The following is a 22,322-nucleotide window of genomic DNA, read 5'->3' on the forward strand; positions in this document are numbered from 1 at the left end:
CCGCCGATCGCGATCACGAACCGGCCGTCCTCGGCCACCGGGCGGGCCGGCACCGGGTCGCCGGAGCGGTGCAGGGTGAGCGTGTCCGGGGTGCTCAGGCGCACCCAGTGCAGGCTGCCGGCGGCGCCGGCGGGCACGCTCTCCCCGCCCGGGGCGACCCACAGACCGGAGCGCTCGCCGGGCTCGGAAAGGTTTTCGCCGTCCATTGTTTCGGGCGCCGGCGGAACCCGGAAACCGGACCCGAGGTCGTCCACCAGCCAGCCCCGCGCCCCGCCGGGCACGGTGGCCGGGCGCACCCGCACCCAGCTGCCGAGCCCACGGCCCAGCTGCGGAACCAGGTCACCGGTGCGCAGGTCGGGCAGACCGGTCGCGATGATCAGGTCCAGCCCGAGCGAGTCCACCAGGTCCCGGGCAAAGCTCTCGGCCAGGTTCGGGGTCCAGATCCGCACGGACAGGCCAGCGGAGGCGTTCTCGCGCAGGTAGTTCTCGATCTCACCGCGAATCTGCGCCGGCGTCGCCGGGCCGGCCACCAGCAGGGACAGGCGGTTCGGCTCGACCGGGAGCGCGACCGGGCGCGGGCTGCCCGCCGGGGTGATGACGACGGCGCCACCGACCTGCCCGGTGACCCAGCCGACCGACTGCGGGACCGCCTGCGAGATCGACTGCGAGATCGGCTGCGGGGACGAGGGGTTCAGGTGCTGCCCGAAGTCGTCCGGAGCGCCGTAGGCCGGCGGGACGTCCTCGGCGGGCGGCCGGTCGGCCCAGTCGTCCGCGGCCGCCGGGGCGACGTAGTCCGGCGGGTTCTCGAAGTCCGGCAGGTCGTAACCGATCTCCCGGAAGATGCTGTTGAGCTCGCTGCCCCGGCCCTGCCGGAACAGGTCCTGGATCAGCCCGAACACGTCCAGGTCGGCGGCCTCGAAGGACGCCAGCGGACGGTCCGCGGCGGCCACGGCCTGCGCGGCCCGCATCCGGTACCAGTCGCCGTCGTAGTCCGCCCAGGTGGTGGCCCGGGTGGCGCCCGGCAGCGTGATCACCCGGCTGCCCACCCGCCGGATCCGGGTGGTGTCGAACAGCAGGTTGACCTGGAAGTACCGGGTCCCGTGGACGACGATCGGGCTCACCCACACGGTCAGGGTGTCCCGGCGGTTGCCCAGCAGCCGGTGGGGCAGCGTGGACTCCAGCACGACGCCGGAGGTCTGCGCCTCCTGGACCAGGTTCCACAGCTCGGTCATCGAGTCGTGCAGGAAGCGCCATTCCAGGACCTGGGCACCGGTCTCGTCGACCAGCGCGGGCACCGTCTTCGGCACCCCTCCGTTCCGGAACGCCTGGTAGTCGTAGGTACTGAACAGGTCGTACCCGAACGCGTCCATGCCCTGCTTGATCACGTCGAGCAGCTGCTGCGTCGTGCTGCCGCTGGGCACGCTCGTCGTACCGGCGGGCCAGATCGGCTGGCCCTCCCGAACCTGGACCGGGCCGTGGGCGACGACGACCGGGTGGCCGTCCAGGCCGGGCGCGGTGAACAGCCGCCGGTGGGTCAGCGGGTCACCGGACGAGCGGTAGGTCTCGTACACCAGGTCCAGCGGAGCGGTCTGGCGGGCCAGGTCGGCGGCCTCGTGCGGCCGCAGCTGGTAGCTCATCGTCAGCGCGTGACGCTGGGGGTCGAACTGCCGCTGGTGCCGCATCCACTCGATGAACTCCGGGGCAGAGATCTCGTGCGAGCCGTCCAGCGCCGAGCTCAGGGTCCAGCGGTCGCTGTCGTTGAACGGCCGGGACAGGGTGGCCCGGGACAGGTGGGCATTCTCCAGCCCGAGGAAGTCCAGGTCGCTGTGGTCGCTGTCGCTGCCGTTGTCGTTGCCGCCCCAGGACGTTCGGCCGGCCGGTGCCGAGGTCTCCCCCGGCGCCAGGGACTGCGCGAAGTAGGCCGCGAAATCGCTCTCGGCCACCGACATCCCGCTGATGTCGATCGGCTGGGCCGGCTCGATCGCCCGGATCGAGACCGCCGCCTCGAAGGCGTCCAGCGACACTCCGGTGGCGTAGGCGTGGGCGCGCAACCGCGGGTCCAGGCCACCGAGGATCTCCAGCAGCGTGCGCACCTGGGCCGGGGTGAAGTCGTCCAACCCGGGCACGTGGACGGTGATCTGGAAGGCGAAGTAGTCGCCCAGACGCGGGTCCTTCGCATGCGTCCCGGTCTCCAGGTGGCCCGGCCCGGTCACCAGCAGACCGGAGGAGATCACCTCGACCCGCAGGTCGGCGCGCTCGAAGACGTTGGCCGGCCCGGGGACCGGGGTGAGCAGGCCGTCGGCGATCCAGCCGGGCCGCACGTCGAGCAGCTCGGCGCTGCCGCCCGGCAGGAACCGGATCGCCCGCGCCATCGAGTCGGGCTCCGAGCCGGTCGAGAGCTCCTGCACGACAGGACGTTCCAGGATGTCGGCCAGCCGGTCCAGGTACAGCGGCAGGTAGACCTGGACCGAGCCCCAGTCCATCCGGTAGTCGTCGCCCTCGAGGCGGAGCGTGCCACCGACCGGGACCGGGATCGTGCGCGCGCCGGTGGCCGCGCTCCAGCGCATCACCTGTTCCTGGGCCAGGTCGGCCTCCTGGCCCAGGCGGACCTCCTGGGTCCGCACCGCCTGCCGCTCCGGGGAGAAGGCCGGGAGGTACGGCCGGTCCTGCGCCTCGGCCGGCGTCAGACCGTCGGACGGCTCGTCGGCCTGGGCCAGGTACTGCTTCAGCTGCCCGCGCAGGCCGGTCAGGAACTCGTGCTGCTCGCGCCAGGCGTCCAGCACCGCCTGCTGGGCTGCGGTCAGGTCGGCCTCGGTCAGCCGGGCCTGCGCGACCAGCTCCCGGACCTCGTCCAGCCGGGTCAGCGCCGGGGCCACGACGGCCCGGTGATGGTCGAAGGCCTCACGCAGATACAGGTTCGGCGCGGTGTCGCCGCCCCGGGCCAGCCGCACCAGGTCGATCAGGTCACGGGGCGTGGCCCGGTCGATGTTGGCGTTCATCATGGCCCGCAGGTTGTCCAGGCCGGTGGCCGGGCGCTGCCGGGTGAAGGCCCCGAACCGGGCCGCCTCGGCGGCGGTCCGCAGCCGGATCGTCTGGCGCATGACCTGGCTGAACTTCGGATACCGGTCCATCCGGGCGAGCCGGTGCCCGCGCTCGTGGTGCAGGACGGCGGGGGCGGTGCTGATCCGCACCTGGTTCACGTTCACCGGCAGGTCCGAACGGTCCGAGACCTGCACCGTGTGCTCGGCCGGCGCGTCGACGACGCGCTCCGGGTTCACCCGGACATAGGCGATCTCGCCGTCGACCTCCACCGGCGCGGTGCTGTTCCAGGCCCGCTCCAGGTCCGCGGCGTCCGCCCGCCAGAGCGCGTCCAGCTCGGCCGGGCTGATCCCGTCGGCCGGGATCAGCCGCTCGGTGACGGTGTACTCGTAGACCACCACGCCCGGTCGGCCCGGCACCTCGAACCGGCGGACCACCAGGTCTTTCGGGGCCGAGGCCCAGGCGGTGGCCTGGGGCTGGTAGTGCGCCAGCTCGGCGCGGAACACCAGCTGACGGGCGTCCCGCTCGGGGTCGTTCTTCGCGATCGCGACCAGCGCCTGGACCTGCTCCAGCGCGGTGCCGTCCACCACCTCGGCCCGCGGCATCATCGTGAGCAGGAGACGCCGCATCTCCTCCAGCATCGTCCGGTACTGCTCGGGCGTCTGCCAGTACGGCCGGTGCCCGCCGCGCTCCAGCACGTCCCACCAGGAGCGGCCGGGGCTGTAGAAGACGTCGCTCTGCCCGCGGTACATGGCGCTGACCCGCACCGGCTCGACCGCGGCGCGCATCGCCGGGGTGATCGGCGGCAGCGAGTGGTCGGCGAAGGCCGGCATCCGCATCGCGCCGTCCGGGACGAACGCCCCGGCGGACGAGTACGACGGGTTCGGAACGGTTCCCAGGTCGAGGCGCGGCACCCCGGCCAGGCCCTGGATCAGGCCGTCGGCCACGTACTGCCGCACCCGCCGGTTCAGGATCGGGTCGGGGATCTCGTAGGTGACCGACACGGCGTCCGTCGACGGGGTCTGCCGCAGGGCCCGCGGCGAGATCCCGTGGCGGGTGGAGAAGACCAGGCCGGCGGCGGTGCGGGTGGCCAGGACCCGCTGCTCCAGCTGGTTGGCGTCGGTGACCCAGAAGCTCTCCGGCACCGAGACCAGCCCCTCCCACTCCGGGGACGGGTACAGCGCGCGGCCGGTCAGGCTGACCGTGGCGTCGTCGCCGGAACGGTGGGCCAGCAGCCAGCCACGGGTCACGTCGGTGCCCTCGACCGGGCCGACCCGCACGCCGCCCTCGAACGGCACGACCGCTTCGGCGCTGAACCAGAACCGGATGCCGTGCTCCAGCGCGAACTGCTCGGCCAGGTACTCCGGCAGGTACGACACCAGCAGCCGCGCGCCGTCCAGGCGGTCGGCGTGAGCGGCGACGAATGCCTCCAGCTGACGCCGCACCTCCAGGCCGGAGGCGTTCGGCACGATCAGCGTGCCGTCCTCGTTCACCCGGGCGATCGTCAGGGTGCCGTCGACCTCGGCGCGGGACACGAAGCCCGGCCCCTGGCCCAGGTCCCAGCCCGCGGTGGGAAGTTCCGGCTCGGACAGGCGGGGAGCGATCTCCGCCGCGGGCAGCGGCTTCAGGTGCTCCAGGTCGACGCCCTCGCCCTGGTGCAGCCACGGCGAGTCGGCGAGCGGGCGCATCTGCGGCTGCTGGGCCAGGCGCGGCCGGGCCTCGTCCGGGGTGAACCGCAGCCAGGCCGGGCCGCGGCCCCGGCCCAGGTCGACGTGCGCCAGGACCGGCTGGTCGATGGTGGTGGCCAGGTGCTGGGCCAGCGGGCGGGTCTCCCGGGGCAGGCCCTCTGGGGCGGTCAGCACGACCTGATCGGCCCAGTCGCGCACCAGGTTCCAGCCCTCGGCCAGGGGCAGCGGCGGCCATCCCCCGGTCGAGGTGGGTGCGGCCGGGGCAGGGATCAGGCTCGCCGGGTCCAGCGCGGGAGCCGTCGCCGGACGGCTGTTCGCCAGTGCCACGGTGTCGTCCAGCGCGGTCTGGGCCGTCCGGAGAGCGTTCTCGGCCCCGGTCACGTCGACCGTGGGGATCGTCAGCTGCGGGAACTCGTCCTGGAGCCGGGTCTGGGCGGCGGCGCGGGCCACGGCCCGGCGGTGGGCGGTGAAGGCGGTGTCGCGCAGCGCGGTCAGGGCGGGGACCAGCTCCTGGGCGGCGACGCCCTGGGCCCAGGCGATCAGGGCGGAATTCTCCCGCGGGACCGGGCCGGCCGGGTTCACGGCGGCCACCGCGGGCGGCCGCTCCTGCCCGGCGGGGACCGTCAGCGTGTCGAACAGCCAGTTCGCCAGCGGGATCTCAGGCCTGGAACCGTCCGCGATCCAGATGTCGGGGTGCCGCTCGGCCGACGCCCTGGCGAGCATCCGGCGGCTGCGCTCGTCGCCCAGGGCACGCAGTTCCGGCACGGGTGAAAGCCGGAGCACCACGGAGGTGCCGGTGCGGTGCTGGATCAGCTCCAGCGCCCATTCGTATCCCTGCTGTTGGGTGGCCAGATCGACGATCAGGTCGTCGAACCCGGCCGGGCGCACGCCGGTGGACGCCTCGCGGTCGCCGATCTCGCGGCGCAGCGCGGTGATGATGCCGTCGACGGCGAGTGTGTAGTTGTCGTAGGCCGGGCGCACGTCGGTCACGGCGTACGCGGCGATCTGCTCCCAGTCGGTGTCGCCGGCGTTGGCCCGGTCGACCTCGTCCAGGGTCTCGTCCAGCGGGGCCAGCGCCTGCGCGGCGAGCGTCCGGAAGTCGTCCAGCTCGTGCACGCCGTCCAGTTCCGGCAGCTGCTGGACGGCGGTCCCGCCGATCCGCCGCAGCGGCTCGAGCTCCGGCAGGACGTCGACCGCGCCGTTCGGGGCGGCATCCAGCTCGGGGTTCGGGTCGAGCACGGGGTTCGGGTCGAGCACGGGGTTCGCGTCGAGCAGGTCCGCCGGGCTGGTCCAGGCGCCCCTGGACCCGTCGGTGTGCCGCTCGTCGAGGCGCTGCCCGAACGAGGGCAGGACCGGCTCCGCACCGGGCTCGAAGATGCTTTCGTCCGGGCTCAGGAAGGCGTTCCAGTCGGTGACCCCGCCGTAGGCGCCGAACTCGCCGACGGTGCTGGGAGCGCCGGTGCTGCCACGGTCGCCGTAGCTGCTGCCGGCGTCGTCGTCCCCGGCCAGATCGGTTGCCGGACGGTCGGTCACGGCCAGGTCGTAGACCTCGACCAGGCGGGTCATGGCGCTGAGCACGTCCTCGGTCAGCGACCGGCCGATCGTGCCGAAGGCCGGGGCGGTCGAGGGACCGGCCTGCCCCTCGCGCACCGGCGTCGCCGAACCGTGGAACAGCATCGCCGCGGCGATCGGGACCACCGCGTCACGCAGGGCGTCGGTGCCCGGGGCGGTGGAGGTCTCCAGCCGGGTGCCCGCGGCCTCGCCGACCAGGCCGGAGGCGATCCGCGAGAGCTCGATCTCCTCGGTGACGCGCAACTCGGACAGGATGCTCCCGGCCGCCGCGGAACTGCGGGCCAGCCAGCCGTCGGCCAGCGCGCCGAACTCCGCCGCCCCGGCGGCCCGCAGGTCACCGAGCTCGCCGAGGGTGGCCATCACCAGCTCGGTGGAGAAGCCGTCCAGCCGGGGCCGGTCGGCCGGCTCCGGGGTGGCGACACGCTCCGGCTGCTTGCCGAGAACCCTCTCGGACGGCCCGTTTCCGGCCAGGTGGTCGAGGGAGAAGTCCGGGTGGCTCTCGTCCCAGTCCTCGATCTGGACCCGGGGCGTCTGCGGGATGGGCGCAGAGGTCAGGACCTGCTCGATCGTGGGCAGCGGTTCGTCGCGCGCCGGGTCGAGGAGATCATCGGGATCAACGGACGACGCGAGACCCGCCCCCCGCGTCCCGTCGTTCCGGGCACCGTCATTCCGGGCACCGTCATTCCGGGCACCGTCGTTCCAGGCCCCGTCGTTCCGGGCACCGTCATTCCAGGCCCCGTCATTCCAGGCCCCGGCGGTCCAGGCCCCGGCGGTCCAGTCACCGCCGGCCAGGGCACCGTCCAGCGACAGGCCGCCGGTGCTCCGCAGCGGCGAGGAGCCGAAGCCGAAGAACCGGGGCTCGGCCTCCTCCGGCTCCAGCAGCGAGCCGGGGTTCGGCTGCCCGGTGACCAGCGCGCCGAAGTCGTCGAACCGGAAACCGTTGCGCGGCAGGCGCGGGAACTGCGGCTCCGGCTCGAAGATGTCGGCCTTCACCGGGTCGGACAGCGCACCGGCCGGCTGGGAACCACCGGACACCATCTGGTCGAACAGCGCGGCGTCGGTGAGCGCTGTGTCGAGCAGCTCGGCCTCGGCCAGGTCAGACCCGGCCAACTCGGTTCCGGCCAACTCGGTTCCGGCCAACTCGGTTCCGGCCAACTCGGTTCCGGCCAACTCGGTTCCGGCCAACTCGGTTCCGGCCAACTCGGTTCCGGCCAACTCGGTTCCGGCCAACTCGGTTCCGGTCAGATCAGACCCGGCCAGCTCGGCCCCGGTCAGCTCGGCCCCGGTCAGCTCGGCCGCCGGCCGATCCGTCCCGGCCAGATCAGTCCCGGCCAGATCAGTCCCGGCCAGCTCCGTCCCGGCCAGATCAGTCCCGGTCAGTCCCGTCCCGACACCCGTCGTCTCACCCGAAACAACCGCACCGGAAGCATTTCCGGATGCCGCAGCCGGATCAGCCAGCAGTTCCTGAACCGAAGCCGGAAGGTGACCGGCGTCGACCGGGACGGCCGCGTCGTCCACCGTCGGAGTCGGCTCGACCACCGGGGGCGCGATCTGTGGCGGCGTCTCGGTGCTGCGCAGCAGGATGTCGGAGAGCACCCAGCGGGTCGTCGCGCCGTCCGGAGAGACCACCCGGAAGAGCGCGACCGCCCGCACCCGGTGACCGAGAAGGCCGGTCCCGGCCGCATTTTCCATCACCGTACCGAACCGCAGCAGTTCCCGCCGCTGGGTGGCCTGGGTGCTGACGTCACCGGCGCCGGAGGTGTCGCCCCAGATCGGCGCGATCGGGCCGGATCGGTTGATCGGCTCGCCGTCGTAGCTCTGGCCCAGCGTGATGCTGCGCGAGGTGGAGGAGCTCGTCGTGTTGGTCACCGAGTCGTTGGAGACCTCGATGTGGTCGATCGCGATGTCGCGGCTGGCCCGCTCGATCCGCGGGGAGTACAGCACCATCTCGATCCGCGCGGACGCGCCCGGCCGGGACAGGAACGCCGAGGTACCGGCCCGGGTGGCCAGTTTCAGCTCACCGGTCTCGATGAACTGGTTCAGCCGGATGAACATGCCCTCGCTGGAGGACGAGGTCTGCGGGGTGAGCCCACGCGTCCAGTTCGGGTCGGCCTCGGTCAGGGCCTGGCGCAGCTGGTCGATGCCGGGCAGGTCGTAGATCTGCACGGGGCGCTGCGGCAGCCAGGTCGGGTCGGCCAGGAACCGCGGCCAGGTCTCCATCTCGATCGCGACATCACCCGTGCGCGGCGCCGTCTCGCCGATCCCGGCCAGTGGGTCGACCCGGAACAGCTGCGGGGACTCCAGCAGGTTGGCGCTGGTCTCGCCTGCCGCCTGGGCGTTCTCGCGGTTGTGGAACCGGATCGTCACGTCGGCGGGGACCACCGCGTGGGCGCTGTCCTCGATCTCCTCGACGACCGGCGCCGGACGGCCCGCCTCGGTGTCGACCTCGAGGCCGAGCGCGTTCAGGCCGTTCAGGGCCGCCTGCTCGGCGGCCCGGTCGAAGGCCTGGAACACCCGCTGGATCAGGGCCGTGGCCAGGTGGATGTACGGCACCACCAGCACGCCGAGCCCCTGCGCCACCAGCGACGCGGCTCCCTGCACGACCACCGAGAAGGCGGCGTGCCAGAGGCGTTCCACCTCGACCGTGACCTCGTAGTGGTACGGCACGGTGAACTCGCTGGTGGTGTTCATGCTCCGCTGCCAGGTGCGCAGCTCCCGGGTCGAGACCTGGGTGTGCGACACGTCGGTGCGGAACTCGCCGGCCGCGATCGGGGTGATCGTCTGGTCGGCGGTGACCCCGGTCGGGCGGAAGTTCAGCTGGTTGGTCCGGGTCGAGGTGTCGGTGACCCGGGTCCGGCCCGCCTGCTGACCGGGCAGAGCGGTGCCCCGCGCGCTGATGTGCGAGATCACCGTGTCCAGGCCGCCGGTCGCCACCGCGCGGCCCCGCACCTCGGCCAGGCCCGCCAGGTCGGCCGGGTGGGCGTTCAGCGTGATCGTGACGATCTGCGGCCCGAACCAGGACCGGAAGATCCCGCGCAGCCGGGCCTGGCCCTCAGGGCCCAGGTTGACCAGCGTGCGCAGGCCCAGGGTGCTGGCGTACTCGTTGATCCGGGTCCGCAGGCCGGGCAGGTAGGTGCTCGATCCGGGCGTCATGATGCCCGGGGCGTTCGCCTCGACCATCCGCACGATCCGGGCGTCCAGACCAGAACGGCCGGTGCTCACGTCGACGCCGGTGACCGTGCCGTAGCCGATCTGGCCGCCGGTGTCGCCGTACCAGGCCGGCAGCCGCAGCTCACGCGGGCCGGGCGCCGGGATCTCGCGGGCGCCCTCGACACCCGCGTCCCGCTGCCGGATCAGCTCGGCCAGCTGCGGGTGGTTGTGCAGGTCGTTGTCGACGAGATGGAACTGCACGCCCTCGGCGACCTCGACAGCCTTACGGAACTGCGAGCGTCCCAGGTTCGTGAGCGTGTTCACGCCCACGTTCCGGGTGCCGACGTTCACCGTGACGACGTAGACGGCCCGGGCCGAGAAACGGTGGCTGTGGACCGTGTCCTCGGTGGTCACCCGCATCGTGCTGGTGTTGTCACCGGTCGACTCGGCGTGCGAGCCGCCGCGGCCGAACAGGTACTGGCCGCCCGGGCGGAAGTGGTGCCCGGACCGGTTGGCCGTCACACCGCTGCGACCGGACTGGCTGGTCGTCGTCCCCAGGTTGTTCCCGGTGGTCGACTGGAGCCAGCGCTCGGCGTCCAGCGGCGGGGCCGCGGACAGCGCGCTCACGTCGGTCAGATACCCGCGGACCTCGATCGAGACGTCCGTCCCGGCCAGGTAGCCGGAGGTGACGACGCCCTCGACCAGGTAGCCGTCACGGAAGATCCGCAGCGGGTTGCCGTGCAGGTGCTCGGCCGAGAACACGCTCTGGAGCATCGTGTTCGCGCTCGACTCGGGCGAGGTCAGCCCCTCGCCGAACATCGCCTGGCCGGCCACCCGGGCCGCCGTGGTCTCCGAGAGCCAGTGCGCGGCACCGACGACCAGGTCGCCCAGGAATCCGAGCACCGAGCGCGGGGGAACCACCATCGCGGCGCCGTGCGGGACCGGGATCGTCAGCGGGGCAGCAGGTTCCGGGTTTCGCTCCGGGGCCAGCACCGCGGGCTCCGGGCGCGCGATCAGGTTTCCGGCCGTCGGCCAGGCACCCGGAACCAGGCTTCCCGGATCGACGGTGGAGGTGTCGGTCTCCTCCTCGAGCGCGTCCCTGAGGCCGAGGGCCTCGCGGACCAGGCGCTGGAGCGCGCCGCTGCCCTCGACCCACTCGACCAGGGCCGTCTCCGGCATGGTCAGGACGCCCTGGGCGGCAACCGCTTCCGGGGTCCGGGCGGCCAGGCGCAGCTCGTCCTGGGCGGTGACGTCACGGGACGCCGGCAGCTGCGGGCGCGGGGCCCGCGTGGGCTCGGTCAGGGTGCGGAAGGTCGGCACGGCCAGGGTGACCAGGCCGTCCACCGGCGCGAGCACCGGGGCCTCACCGTAGGAGTAGGAGACGTCCAGCGTGTGCGTCGCCGGAATCTCGAACAGCTCGGTGCCCTGCGACGTCGGGCTGAGCATGTAGTACTCGTGCCCGGTGCCGAGGCTGGCGCCGACGCTGTGCGAGGTCGATCCGGCGTGGGTGTACTGCCCGCCGACGCTCGCACCGCCGACGTACGACCCGTCGGAGACGTCGCCGCCGGCCTGGGCCGAGCCGCTGACGTTCGCGTTCCACGACAGCGGGGTGATCGAGGAGGTCTCCTCGCCCGGCATCGTCGAGCCGATGAAGTTCAGCGTCTGGGTGCGCGGCAGGTTCTTGACCTGGCGCACACCCGCCTCGTCGCCCTCGGCCAGATAGCGCCGGACGGTCTTCAGGTTGGCCGAGACCTTGTGCGTACCGGCCTTGCCCGGCATCTCGAAGGTGGTCAGCGAGCCGCCGTCGATGGCGTCGTCCAGCCCGCCGCGCAGACCTGCCCGCGAGCGCATCTGGTCAAGCTTCTGCTGGTTCTTCAGGCGGGCGGCGCTGATCGCGTCCGGGCCGAGGATCGCCCGGGCGAAGCGGTTGTCGGTCAGGGCCTCGAAGGCCGCGCCGGCCGTGCCCGGCTCGCCCACCGGGGGCAGGAAGCCCTCGGCGCGCAGGAACTGCTCCAGGCCGTCGAACAGCGGTGTGGTGCCGGTGACGTCGGTGGCGGAGGTGGACAGGCCCAGGACCCGCAGGTGCAGGAGCTCGGCCGGCAGGTGCCGGACCTCGGTGACCGGGCCGTCGATGACGCTCGCCTGCGGCACCTGGAGCACGGCCGGGTAGGTGGTCTCCGGGATCTCCAGGCGGGAGCCGGCGACCGGGCGCACCGGGCCGCCGTCGGGGCGGACCAGCTCGAACCGGAACCGGACCCGCGCACCGGCCCGGGGCATGACGCCGGCGGCGCGCAGCGAACGGACCAGGCGGGCGCTGCCGCCGGATCCGAGGGTGTGGGCGTGCTGGTAGGTACCGTTGGCGCCGAAGCCGAACCGGCCGGCGCTGGGCGCGATCTCGGGGGCGAACCCGAAGCTCAGGTCGGCGCCCGCGCCGGAGGCGTTGGCGGTGGTCACCGACGTCTGGCCACGCATCGAGCGGACCACGTAGGCCTCGAGCACACCGTTCTGGAGCGGCGGCCCGGCCGGGGTCAGGTCGCCCACCAGACCGGCGCTCACCCGCAGGTACCCGACCGCGTTACCGGCCCGGTCGTAGAGCATCGGCGAGGGGGTGAAGGCGCCGAAGAGCATGAGCGGGAAGTTCGCGCGCAGATCGCCCTCGGACAGGAACTGGCGCAGGTCGTCCCAGGAGTCGGTGCTCAGGCCGGTGAACCGGCCGGCGAACGCCTCGGCCACGTCGATCAGGATCTGCCCGGCGTCGGGGAAGCTCTCCGCCCCGAACAGCGGCGCGTCCGAGAGCTGGAGCGGGGTGGGCAGAACCAGGTCGTTCGCGGTCGGCGCCTCGTGCAGGTGCTTGGGGAACCAGACCTCCAGACGCGGTGTGGGCACGATCGTGTCGGTGATCGTGCGCCAGCCGTCACTGCCCCGCAGGGCGCCGGATGTGACGTCGGACAGGCCGCCCCGCAGCAGGTGGTACTGCCAGCGCATGGTGAAGTCGTAGCGCCACGAGCGTTCCCGGCTGCGCAGGATGGTGAACGCCTGGATGCTCGTGCCGGTCGTCATCACCCGGCTGGTCTGGTTCAGCGTCCAGCCCACGCGGCCGGTCAGGCTGACCGAGCGCAGCGGGACGCCGTCCTCGAAGTTCCACAGATGGGTGTACGAGTAGCCCAGGGTGCGAAGGTCGATGCTGGTGGCGGTGGTGCCGAGTTCGGGCATGCCGAACGCCCAGCTCTGCACGGTGACGGGCGGGCCGTCGGGCATCTCCTCCAGCCCGGCCTCGATCAGCCGGGCGTCGGAGGTGTCGAGGCGCAACGCCACCCGGTAGTCGCCGCCGGACCGGAACGGCACGACGTACCCGTCCTGCGAGAACAACGCCTCCCAGGCGGTACTCAGCAGGCGCGGGGTGAACAACTGGTTCATCCGGCCCGAGAATGCCGGGCTGTAACCGAATTCGGCCGAGACCGCGTTGGTCAGCGTGCCGCGCAGGTGCTCGACCAGGTCGGCGGGCACCGGCCGGATGTGCGGCATTCCGTGGGCACCGCTGCGGTCGGACCCGAAATCGCGGATCAGCGGCTGGATCCCGTCCACCGGGTCGAGACTCAGGCGGGGTTCCAGCACCAGGCCGGACTGTGCCTCGACGACCGGGGTGCCCGGGGTGGAGGCGGTGCTGGACTCCGCACGCAGGGACGGCGCCGAGTGACCGGCACCGACTCCGCCCTCGGTGACCGCACCGTCCGAGGCCGCGATCGACTCGACGATCGAGCCGACCGATCGGACGCTGCTGGCGGAGCTGTCCGCCCGGTGCCGCCGGGGCGCCGGGTCGAGGTGGGGATCGAGGTGGGCAGAGCTCTCCTGCGGCATCTCGGCGAAGTCCGTGACCTGGGTGGTCGCCGCCACCTCGTCGACGTCCTCCACCCGGATCGCCGGGAAGGCCTCGGCGTCACGGGAGCTGCCGCCGGGGATCCGGCCGCGCTCGATGCGCAGGGCTCTGATCGTGCGGCGGGCCAGGTCCTCGATCGCCCGGACGGCCGCGTCGTCCCAGCCCGCGCCGCCGTCGTCCTCCAGGTCGTGCCCGGTCCGGGCTTCGATCAGCAGGGCCGTGACGATCGGGACGATCTCGCGGACGGTCCGGCGGGCGTTGTCCTCCCGGGAGTTCCCGAGCCCGGAGGTACCGTACCCACTGGCCCGGCCGACGACGACCGTGGCCATCTCGCCGAGCTCGAAGTTCTCCCGCCGGCTCAGCTGGCCCAGCACCCGCTGGGCCAGACCGGCCCCGGTGGCGGACCAGTCCTTCCGGACCCGGTTCAGCTCGGCGTCCTGCTCGAAGGTGACGCCGGGCTTGAGGTTCCCGGCCATCGCGGCGTACCGCGCGGCCGTCTCCCGGGCCAGCTGCTCCAGATGGTCCACACCGGCGGAGACCTGGGCCTGGGTCAGCCCGACGGCCTGTGCGGCGTCGGCCGAGAGCGGGCCGAAGTCGTGGACCTCCTGGGCCGGGGCGGCCTGCGGGCGCAGGCTGCTCAGCGGAAGGGCCGGGCGCAGGCGCAGTTCCGGCCGCGGCAGCCCGCCGAGCCGGTCCAGGACGACGTCCAGGGTCTCGAGCATGGACCGCTGGACGGTCCACACCCGCTCGGCACCGGCCGAGACGATCTCCCAGGTGTTGCGGGCGTCGATCGTGCTGTGCAGGGGGGCCTCGGCGGAGACGCCCTCGGGACGGGCCACCCAGGTGCCGCCGTGCGGCGCGGCCAGCGGGCCGGTCACCCCGACGATCATCGAGTCGCCCGGAAGGCCCTCCACCCCGGCCATTTCCACCAGGGTGTCGGTGCCGGCCGGGAGCGAGTCGGAGACCAGCAGGATCACCCTGATCCGCGGGTCGTGGGCAACCAGCGGGGTCAGGTACCGGGTGGCGAACTCGGCCGGCGTCAGCCTCTGCCCGTAGGCCAGCACCGGCGTGGTTCCGGTGCGGACCGTCGGCGAGGACGACAGGACCACCTCGGGCCGGTCGAAGCCGACGTGGACGACGGCGACCTGCGGGTCGGCGACGGCCGGGAACGACTGGACGTCGACCAGCTGCCGGTCGACGACGGCGCGGTCGGTGGGCACCCGCGAGGGCAGGTACCAGCCGGACGGCACCCTGATCGGCACCGGGATCCCGCCCCAGGCGCCCAGTCCCGCGTCCTGGAGCAGGCGCTGCGGCGACCAGGACGCCTCGATCAGGTTGCGCACCCGGAAGGTCAGCGGCAGCTCGGTGCCGCCGTAGCCGATCTTGTCCCGCTCGTTGCGGGTCTTCATCGTGATGGTGACGACCGCGTCCAGGTAGACCGGGCCGTACCAGGTGGTGTCGAGCGACCAGGCGTCCCAGTGCGTCGCCGCGCGCCGCGAGCTGGAGGCCTGGATGCCGGTGCGGCCGGTGTACATCGGCGAGGAGATGACCAGTGGCTGCACCACCGGGCCGGCCGGGGTCTCGCCGACCCGGGGCTGGCTGGTGTTGACGGAGTACCAGGAGTTCGGCCCGGCGCCCCGGACCGAGCCGGCCTGGGCCGAGCGCCCGCCGGGCGCCGACGTCATCGTCATCACGTCGGCCCGGCCGGTGACCTGGGCCTGGGTGAAGTCGGTCGTGGCCTTCGGGTCGACGAGCCGGAAGCTGACCGACAGCGAGCCGGTGACGTCGGTGAAGACGCTGCCGGTGGCGCGCAGCGGGACGCCCAGACGTGCGGCCTCGCCGACCGCACCGGTGCCGCGGGTGAGCAGGTGGTGCTCCAGCACCGACGGGTCGGCCAGCGCGCGCAGCTCGTCCTGCCCGACCTGGCCCCAGGCGGCCAGCAGCGCGGGGGTGCCGGCGTGCTCGGCCAGGGCCGCGGCCCAGGCGTCGTACAGGTGACGCACCTTGTCCGGGTCGATCCGGAGGTTCACCTCGTGGTCGACGAAGGCCTTGCGGTCCAGCCGGACCTCGGTCACGCCGTCCGGGATCCGCCCGGGGGCGAGGCGGGTGATGATCGGCTGCCCGGTGGCCGCCGGGAGCGAGCGGGTCAGGTCGGCGGTGGAGACCACGACCGTCTCGCCCAGCGGCACGCTGCGGCTCTCGACCCTGGCCGAGGTACCGCTCGGGTGCGCCGCGGTGACGCCCTGCGTCTGCCGGGCCAGCGCCGCCGGGGCGCCGAGCGCGAGCGTGTTCAGCAGCGGCGAGGGCCGCCAGACGCTGATCAGCGTGATCTCGATCCGGGCCTCGCCGAGCAACACGCTGAGCGGTCCGGAGGCCTCGAAACCGTCGTAGCGCCAGTCGGAGACGCTCATCGAGCCGCCGGAGCCGGAGCTCCAGCCGCGCAGCAGCTCGGCGATGAACTGGCTCTGCGGGTAGCTGGGCCGGGCGATGCCGTCGACGATCGCGGCCAGCCCCGGGGCGATCGAGACCGACTGCGCCGTGCTCCAGGTCGAGCCGGCCCGCATCTCGCTGCGGTTGATGTAGTAGAGGCTGCCGTCCTGGGCCTCGGTGACGACCATGCCGCGCGCGGCCGGGTCCCGGTCGAAGCGGATCAGCAGCTGAGTCGTCCTCTGGCCGAGGAACTTCCCGTCCACCCGGGTCAGCAGCAGGCCACCGGCGCGCAGCACCGGCGTCTGGCTGTTGAGCACCTGCGGAGCGAGCATGACGTCCAGGCCGCCACGCAGCGAGGAACCGGGCACACCCAGCTGCCACAGGCCGCTCAGGGCACCGGGCTCGTGCCGCGCCAGCAGGTCGGTCGCGGCGCTCAGCACCGGGTTCGTCCTGGTCAGTGCGGGAGCGCCGGCCGGGGACTGGAGGTGCTCGGTGACCGAGTTCAGCGGCACCAGCGGGAATTCCGGCACCGGCGTGGGGTCGGTGGCACTCAGCGGCGCGACCGGCACGACCCGCTCGGACTCGCCCGCCGGGAGCGCGAACCGCCGCACGCCCGTCGGTGCGGGAGCGGCCGGGCGCAGCAGCCGTGGCTCGTTCTCGCGCAGCGCCGGCAGGGCCGGGTGCGCGGCGTCCTTGATGTTCAGGGCCTCCAGGTCGGACAGGGTGAAGGCGGTGCGCTCGGGGGCGTAGTAGCGGATGCCGTCGGGCACGTCCACGTCGGTCGCGGCCGCCCGGAGCCCGAGATGCTTGTCCAGGCGCCGGCTCTCGGTGAGGTTGCGGTTGGAGACCACGACCACGCGCCAGCGGACCGCGCCGATCTTCCCGGTGTGCGGCAGCTTCAGCGTCAGCTGGTAACCGGGCAGGCCGGTCAGGGTGGCGAAGTCGCCGTCGCTCTGCGAGATCCCGTAGCTCGGGCCGACCCGGACCCAGGTACCGCCGCCGGACGGGTTGCCGAACGCGTCCACGTCCTTGACCTCGGAGGCGCCCAGACGGATGTTGGCCTCCAGGCCGAATCCGGCCGTGGTCGAGGACCACGAGGTCGCCGAGGCCGCGTACTCGACCAGGAGACTGGTGTCGAAGACCGCGGGGGCGGTGCCGTCGTCCTGCACCGAGTGGACCACCGGGATCAGGGCGAAGTGTGCCTCCCGGTCGCCGAAGGTCAGCTTCTGCGACATCTGGCCGGTCTGGCCGGTGGTCTCGCGCAGGAACACGCCGCGCAGGTGGTCGCGGGTGACGGCGGACAGCGCCCAGGTGCGGGCCTCGTCCGGGTCGATGCCGACCCGGGCCAGCTGCGCGACCAGGGCCGCGCGCACGGCGGCCACGCCGTCCACGTCCGTCACCCGGTCGAACGGCCGGATCCCGACCGTGCCGTACGGGTCGTCCACCGGTGAGAACACCCAGCCGTGGTCGAACTTCCACCAGCCGGTCCGGGCACGGGCCGGGACCTGCGTCGCCGTGCCCGGTTCCGTGCCGGCCGCCAGGACGTTCAGCTCGTGGGTGAGCCGGTCCACGGCCAGGGCCGGGACCTCCTCGGCCTGGGCGGGGGTGCCGCCCGGGGCCACCGGCGTCGGCGCCTGGCTCCGCGGTGCGGAGGCGGTCAGCGAGGTGAACGGCTCCGGCACCATCCAGGCGGCCCGGGTGGCGAACTCCTGGCGGACGTCGGCCGCCAGTCCGGGGGCCAGGCGGTGGGCCAGCTTACGGGCACCGGACTCGATCGCCTGGACGATCCGCGAGGACAGGTCCCTCGACAGCCGCCGGGTCACCGAGACGTTCAGCGTGACCTGGGCGTCGTAGCGGTAGATCCAGGCCGGGCCGGAGTACGACAGCGGCTTGTTGACCTGGCTGATGTGGTCGACGTCGACGCCGTCGGAGTGGGTGCGCGAGGCCGCGGACCCGGCCGCCACCCGGCCGGTCAGCTTCCGGTCGCTGCCCGGGATCGGCAGGCTCAGGTACCAGCGCGTGCCCACCGAGACCCCGGTGCTGCTGGAGTCGGTGCTGGAGTGCGTGCTGTCGAAGTAGCCGCTCGGGTTGATCGTGATCGCGCCGTCGTTCACCCAGATCGACTCGGCGGGCTCGGAACTCGTGCGCCGGGCCGACATCTCGAAGGTGATGTGCTCGACGTCGCCGGAGTTCAGCTCCCGCACGAAGGTCTCGCTGTGCCCGCCCTCGGTGAAGATCAGGTCCTGGCGGTGGCGCACCTCCGGCTCGCCGAACCGGGTCAGCAGCCACTCCTGGAGCTCCAGCTGCTGGCTGCGGGTCCACCGGTCCACGCGCACCTGGGCCTGCCCGGCCTGCGGCGCCGGGCTCCTGCGGCCCCGCTCCACCTGGGCGAGCAGCCCGAAGAACTGCTCCACCAGGTCCTGCGTGCCGGTGAGCCCGAGGTGCCCGGCGAAGCCGACCGAGCCGACCGGCCTCGCGAAGGCCGCCGGGGCGAACCGGGGTACCTCCGGGACCGGCGGGGCCAGCCGCACCTGCGGCCGGTCCGTCTCGGACAGCCCGTGCAGGGCCCGCTCGAACAGCCCGGCGAGCTCCTCGGCCACCCAGACCGTCACGGTCAGGTCGGAGACCAGGTCCTTCGCGGCCGCCGCGCGCTTGCGCGAGTCCGCGAGCAGTTCCTCGCTCTCCACCGTCATCCGGACCTGGAGCTGGTACGGCACGCTCGGGCCGTTCAGCCCGACCTGGTCGGTCGTGCCCTGGTTGACGCTGTTCTGAAGGGCGGTGCCGCGCGAGGTGCCCAGCGGGAAACCGGCTGCGGCGTAGGGCACCCAGTCCCCCAACGGGGCCGGGCTGACCCACAGACCCAGGGCCAGGCCGAACGAGCCGCTGTTGCCGTGACCGGCGAACTGGCCGGTCCAGGCGCCGCGGTTCTGGCGCACCGGGACCTGCACCGCCGGGCCCATCCGGCGGGCGGCGAGCACCTCGGCGTTCAGGTGGCTGACCAGCCGCCGGCCCTTGGCCATCAGCAGCGGCGGCAGCGGGACGGTGGCGCCGAACAGGCGCGGCATCTCCAGCCGGACCGAGGTCTCCCCCAGCCGATGGTCGACGGCCGTGGCCAGGTCGGAACCGGCCACGGCCTTCAGCTCGGTCAGCAGCGCGCGGTTCAGCCAGCCCAGGCCGCCGATGCTGCCCAGGCCCGGCAGCACGGTGCCGAGCGCCTCGGTGAGCGGGGACTCCTCGGTGCCGAGGATCCACGGACCGGGCTCGGGCCGGTAGGTGGCGATCGCTTCGGGGAACGAGACCCGCAGCGTGTTCGTCACGTCGGCGCGGTGTTTCGTGGCCGTCGTGCCGGTCACCCGGATCTCGGTGCGCAGCCGGGCCGGCAGGTCGAAGTAGACCTGCTTGCCGGCCGTGACGATGCCACCACCCGCGCCGGAGTCCAGCGTGTGGCCCTGCGCCCGGGTGGACGTGGACGAGCCGCTGACCCCGACGCTCGGGAACAGCACGACGTTGCCCTGGGCGATGGACGTCCACACCGACAGGTCGACCGTGCCGCTCTTGGTGATGGACTGCGAGATCGCGTTCGCCCGCATCGCCACACCGTCCATCGGCCCGGCGATGCCCTCACCGGTCCGGCGCAGCGGCTGGCGCGACGGGCGCACCCGGTGCGCCCCGGCCCGGTCCACACCGGTCAGGGTCAGGGTCATGGTGTGACCGTCAGCGGCCACGTCCAGGCCGCCCTCCAGCATCATCCGCACCGCGCCGGTGGCGCCGAGGTCGGCGATCCGGGTGGCCAGGGCGTTCTGGAGCGCGGAGAGGGTGGCCGGGGCGGGAGCCCGGTCCACGTCGGTGGCCCGGGCGACGAACTCGGCCTCGTCGAACCCGTGCCCGGCGTAGCTCTCGGCGAAACCGTGCGGCCCGAAGGCGTACTGCTGCGCACCGGCGACCAGGTTCTCGCCGGCGACCGGCAGGTCCACCGGCTCGGCGAAACCGGCCGGCAGACGGGCGGGCAGGGCGGTGCGGTCGGCCTGGTCGTCGACCAGCCGGCGGACCAGGTCGAGGGTGGCCGCGTTCAGGCCGGCCGCCTCCTGCGTCGTGGCCAGCCGGGCCAGGTCGCGCACCAGCGTGATCATCGCCAGGGCGTTCACCAGGTCGGTCAGCGGCAGGAACCGCTCGGCCGCCTCGTCCACGGCGCTCACCCAGGCGGAATTATCGTGCCCGGGAACCATTCTCGGGTCGATCTGCTCCCCGACCAGGTCGCGGACCCGCTCGACGAGTCGCTCGTGCCGCAGGTCCACCTCTTCGTCCCGCAGGGCGGAGTCGAAGCGCTCGGCGATGACCGGCGCCGAGGCCAGGTCCTGGGCCAGGGTGCGCAGGTTGTGGCGGGCGGTGTCGTCCAGCCCCTCCGCGACCGGGTCGGCGTCCTCGTCCAGACGGGTCAGGGCCGCGTCCAGGCTCTCGACGGCCCGTGCCCGGAACGGCGTGATCTCCTCGCTGATCGAGTCGTCGCGGAGCAGGTGCGCCACCCGGTCGATCGCGGCCAGCATCGAGATCGCGTCCGGGTCGCTGAGCATGGTGTCCAGCAGCAGGCGCTGCACCACCCCGCCCGCCAGCGGCGTGCGCTCGGCGATGAGGTTCTCCGGCAGCATCGGCAGCCGGTCCTCCAGCCGCAGCAGCCCCTCCACCAGACCACGGGAACGGGACAGGTCGAGGACGTCGGCGGTCAGCTGCGGGTCACCGCCGCGCAGGGGCTGCTTTCCCCTGCTGACGTCCGAGACACCCGACCGGCCGGACACACTCACCTGGTCGGCGGGCAGCGCCTCGAAGTCTTCCAGGCGTGAGGATTCCGCGCTCAGCGAGGGCGGGAGCGGCGCCTCGACGTTCGGGGACAGCCGCGGCGAACCACCGGCCGAGGAACCCTCGGGACGCAGTGACGGCGGACGCAGCGATCCGGCCTCGGAGGCCGCCCGGCTGCGCCGGCCCGGGCTGACGCTGCCGAGCTCGGCGCGTTCCGGGATGTCCAGCGAAAGGGTCACCTGCGGGGCGTTGCTGGGACCGGCGCCCGGGGAACCGATCAGACCGGCCGAGCCGGGAGCGCCGGCCATGCCGCCGGCGCCACCGGGACCCGCACCGCCGCGCAGGCGCAGCCGGCCGCCGGTGTAGAGGTTCAGCACCTCCCAGGCCATGTCGCCGACGGTGTGCACGATGGCGGTCACCCGCGCCATCAGCTCGCCGACCAGGTCGACATCGATGTGCTGCACGGCCCCGGGATCGACGGCGCTGCGCGGGAACTCGAGGTTCACCAGGTTCGCGACCGCGTGCCGGTCGAAGCGCGGCGCGGTGACCGCGGGGCCGGCCGCGGTCGGCACCACCCCGGTCAGCAGGTCGGACAGCGACGGCAGGGGGGATTCCAGGCCGGGTCGGCCCAGGTCCGGGTTCGGCGCCGGCACGACCGTCTGCTCACGGATCTGGTCGTACAGCGCGAACAGGTTCTCCAGGTTCAGCCGGGCCGCCCCCGGGGCCTGGGTCTGGCTGTCCAGCCAGCCCAGCAGATCTTCGAGACCGCTCCATCCGGCCTGTGGGGCCCGCGCCTTCAGGGCCGGGAGCCAGGCCTGCCAGCGCGCCACCACTGACTCCAGAACCGACTGTGTGGCAAGTGTTTTCGCCAGCGCCTCACGCACCGCCGACGGCACCGACATCGACACCATGGCCATACCGGCGTAGTACGAACTGCTGGACGAGGCGAAGCTCGGCGAGTAGTGCGTCGGCACCCACGCCTGCGAGCGATCGCTCCACATCTGCCAGCCACCCGTGGGCGACGGACGCCACCAGATCCCGTTGTCGTACACGTCCGAATTGGTGTCCGCCGCAGGCGCCGGGCTCTGGTACGACCGGGCCGGGTACTGCGACGTGTCCACCGGATAGCTGCTCGCGTACGAGTCCTCGAAGTACGAAACCCGGTTCCCGCGCGAGAGATCCGGTTCCATACTCAAAGCACTCATCTGCGCGTCGAGCGAGGAGTAGGCCGACGACGAGCTGTAGGCCGGGTACAGCGGCGCCGTCGAGGAGGACGCCGCCGCCACCGGCATGGTCGCCTGGGAGGCATCGGTGTTGCGCTGCGCCGAGATCACGAATCCGGCGATCTCGTTCCAGTCGTTCTCGAAGCCCGCCAGGTCGACGTAGTCATCGCCGTAGCTGCGGATCTCACCGACCGCGGCACCGGCCGCCCAGCGCCCGCCGTTGGTGTCCATCGTGGTGAAGTACGAACGAACACCCATCGCCTGGTACTGGTTGATGTGCACCGCCGTGCTCAGCAGCGCGTTGTCCAGGTAGTCACCGATCGAGACGGTCGAGCTCGGCCCGCTCAGGCCGCGGGTCAGGATGTTCGCGTCGACACCCGGGTTCTGCTCGCGCATCATCCGGACGAACTCGGTCCGCACGGCCTGCCGGTTGTCGCGCAGGAAGTCCTGGGCCTCACTGGGCAGGTTCGCCAGCATCGCCTTCAGCGACGTGCGCAGGGCCACCGTCGTGCGGTTCTTCGTCAGCCCTTCCGCCGACACCGCCGAACC

1 protein-coding gene (only partly in view) is annotated in these 22,322 nt (G+C 73.0%); it reads right to left on the reverse strand.

The annotated features are described in order from the left end of the window. Nucleotides 1-22,277: the beginning of a pentapeptide repeat-containing protein gene (locus KIH74_RS32055; RefSeq protein WP_214160161.1), read on the reverse strand. The gene continues 29,893 nt to the left of window position 1, outside the view; 22,277 of the gene's 52,170 nt are visible here — the first part of the coding sequence; its start codon is at nucleotides 22,275-22,277; its stop codon lies beyond the left edge, outside the window. Between the last annotated feature and the right edge of the window lie 45 nt (nucleotides 22,278-22,322).

Source organism: Kineosporia corallincola, from assembly GCF_018499875.1.
GTDB classification, from domain to species: Bacteria; Actinomycetota; Actinomycetes; order Actinomycetales; family Kineosporiaceae; genus Kineosporia; species Kineosporia corallincola.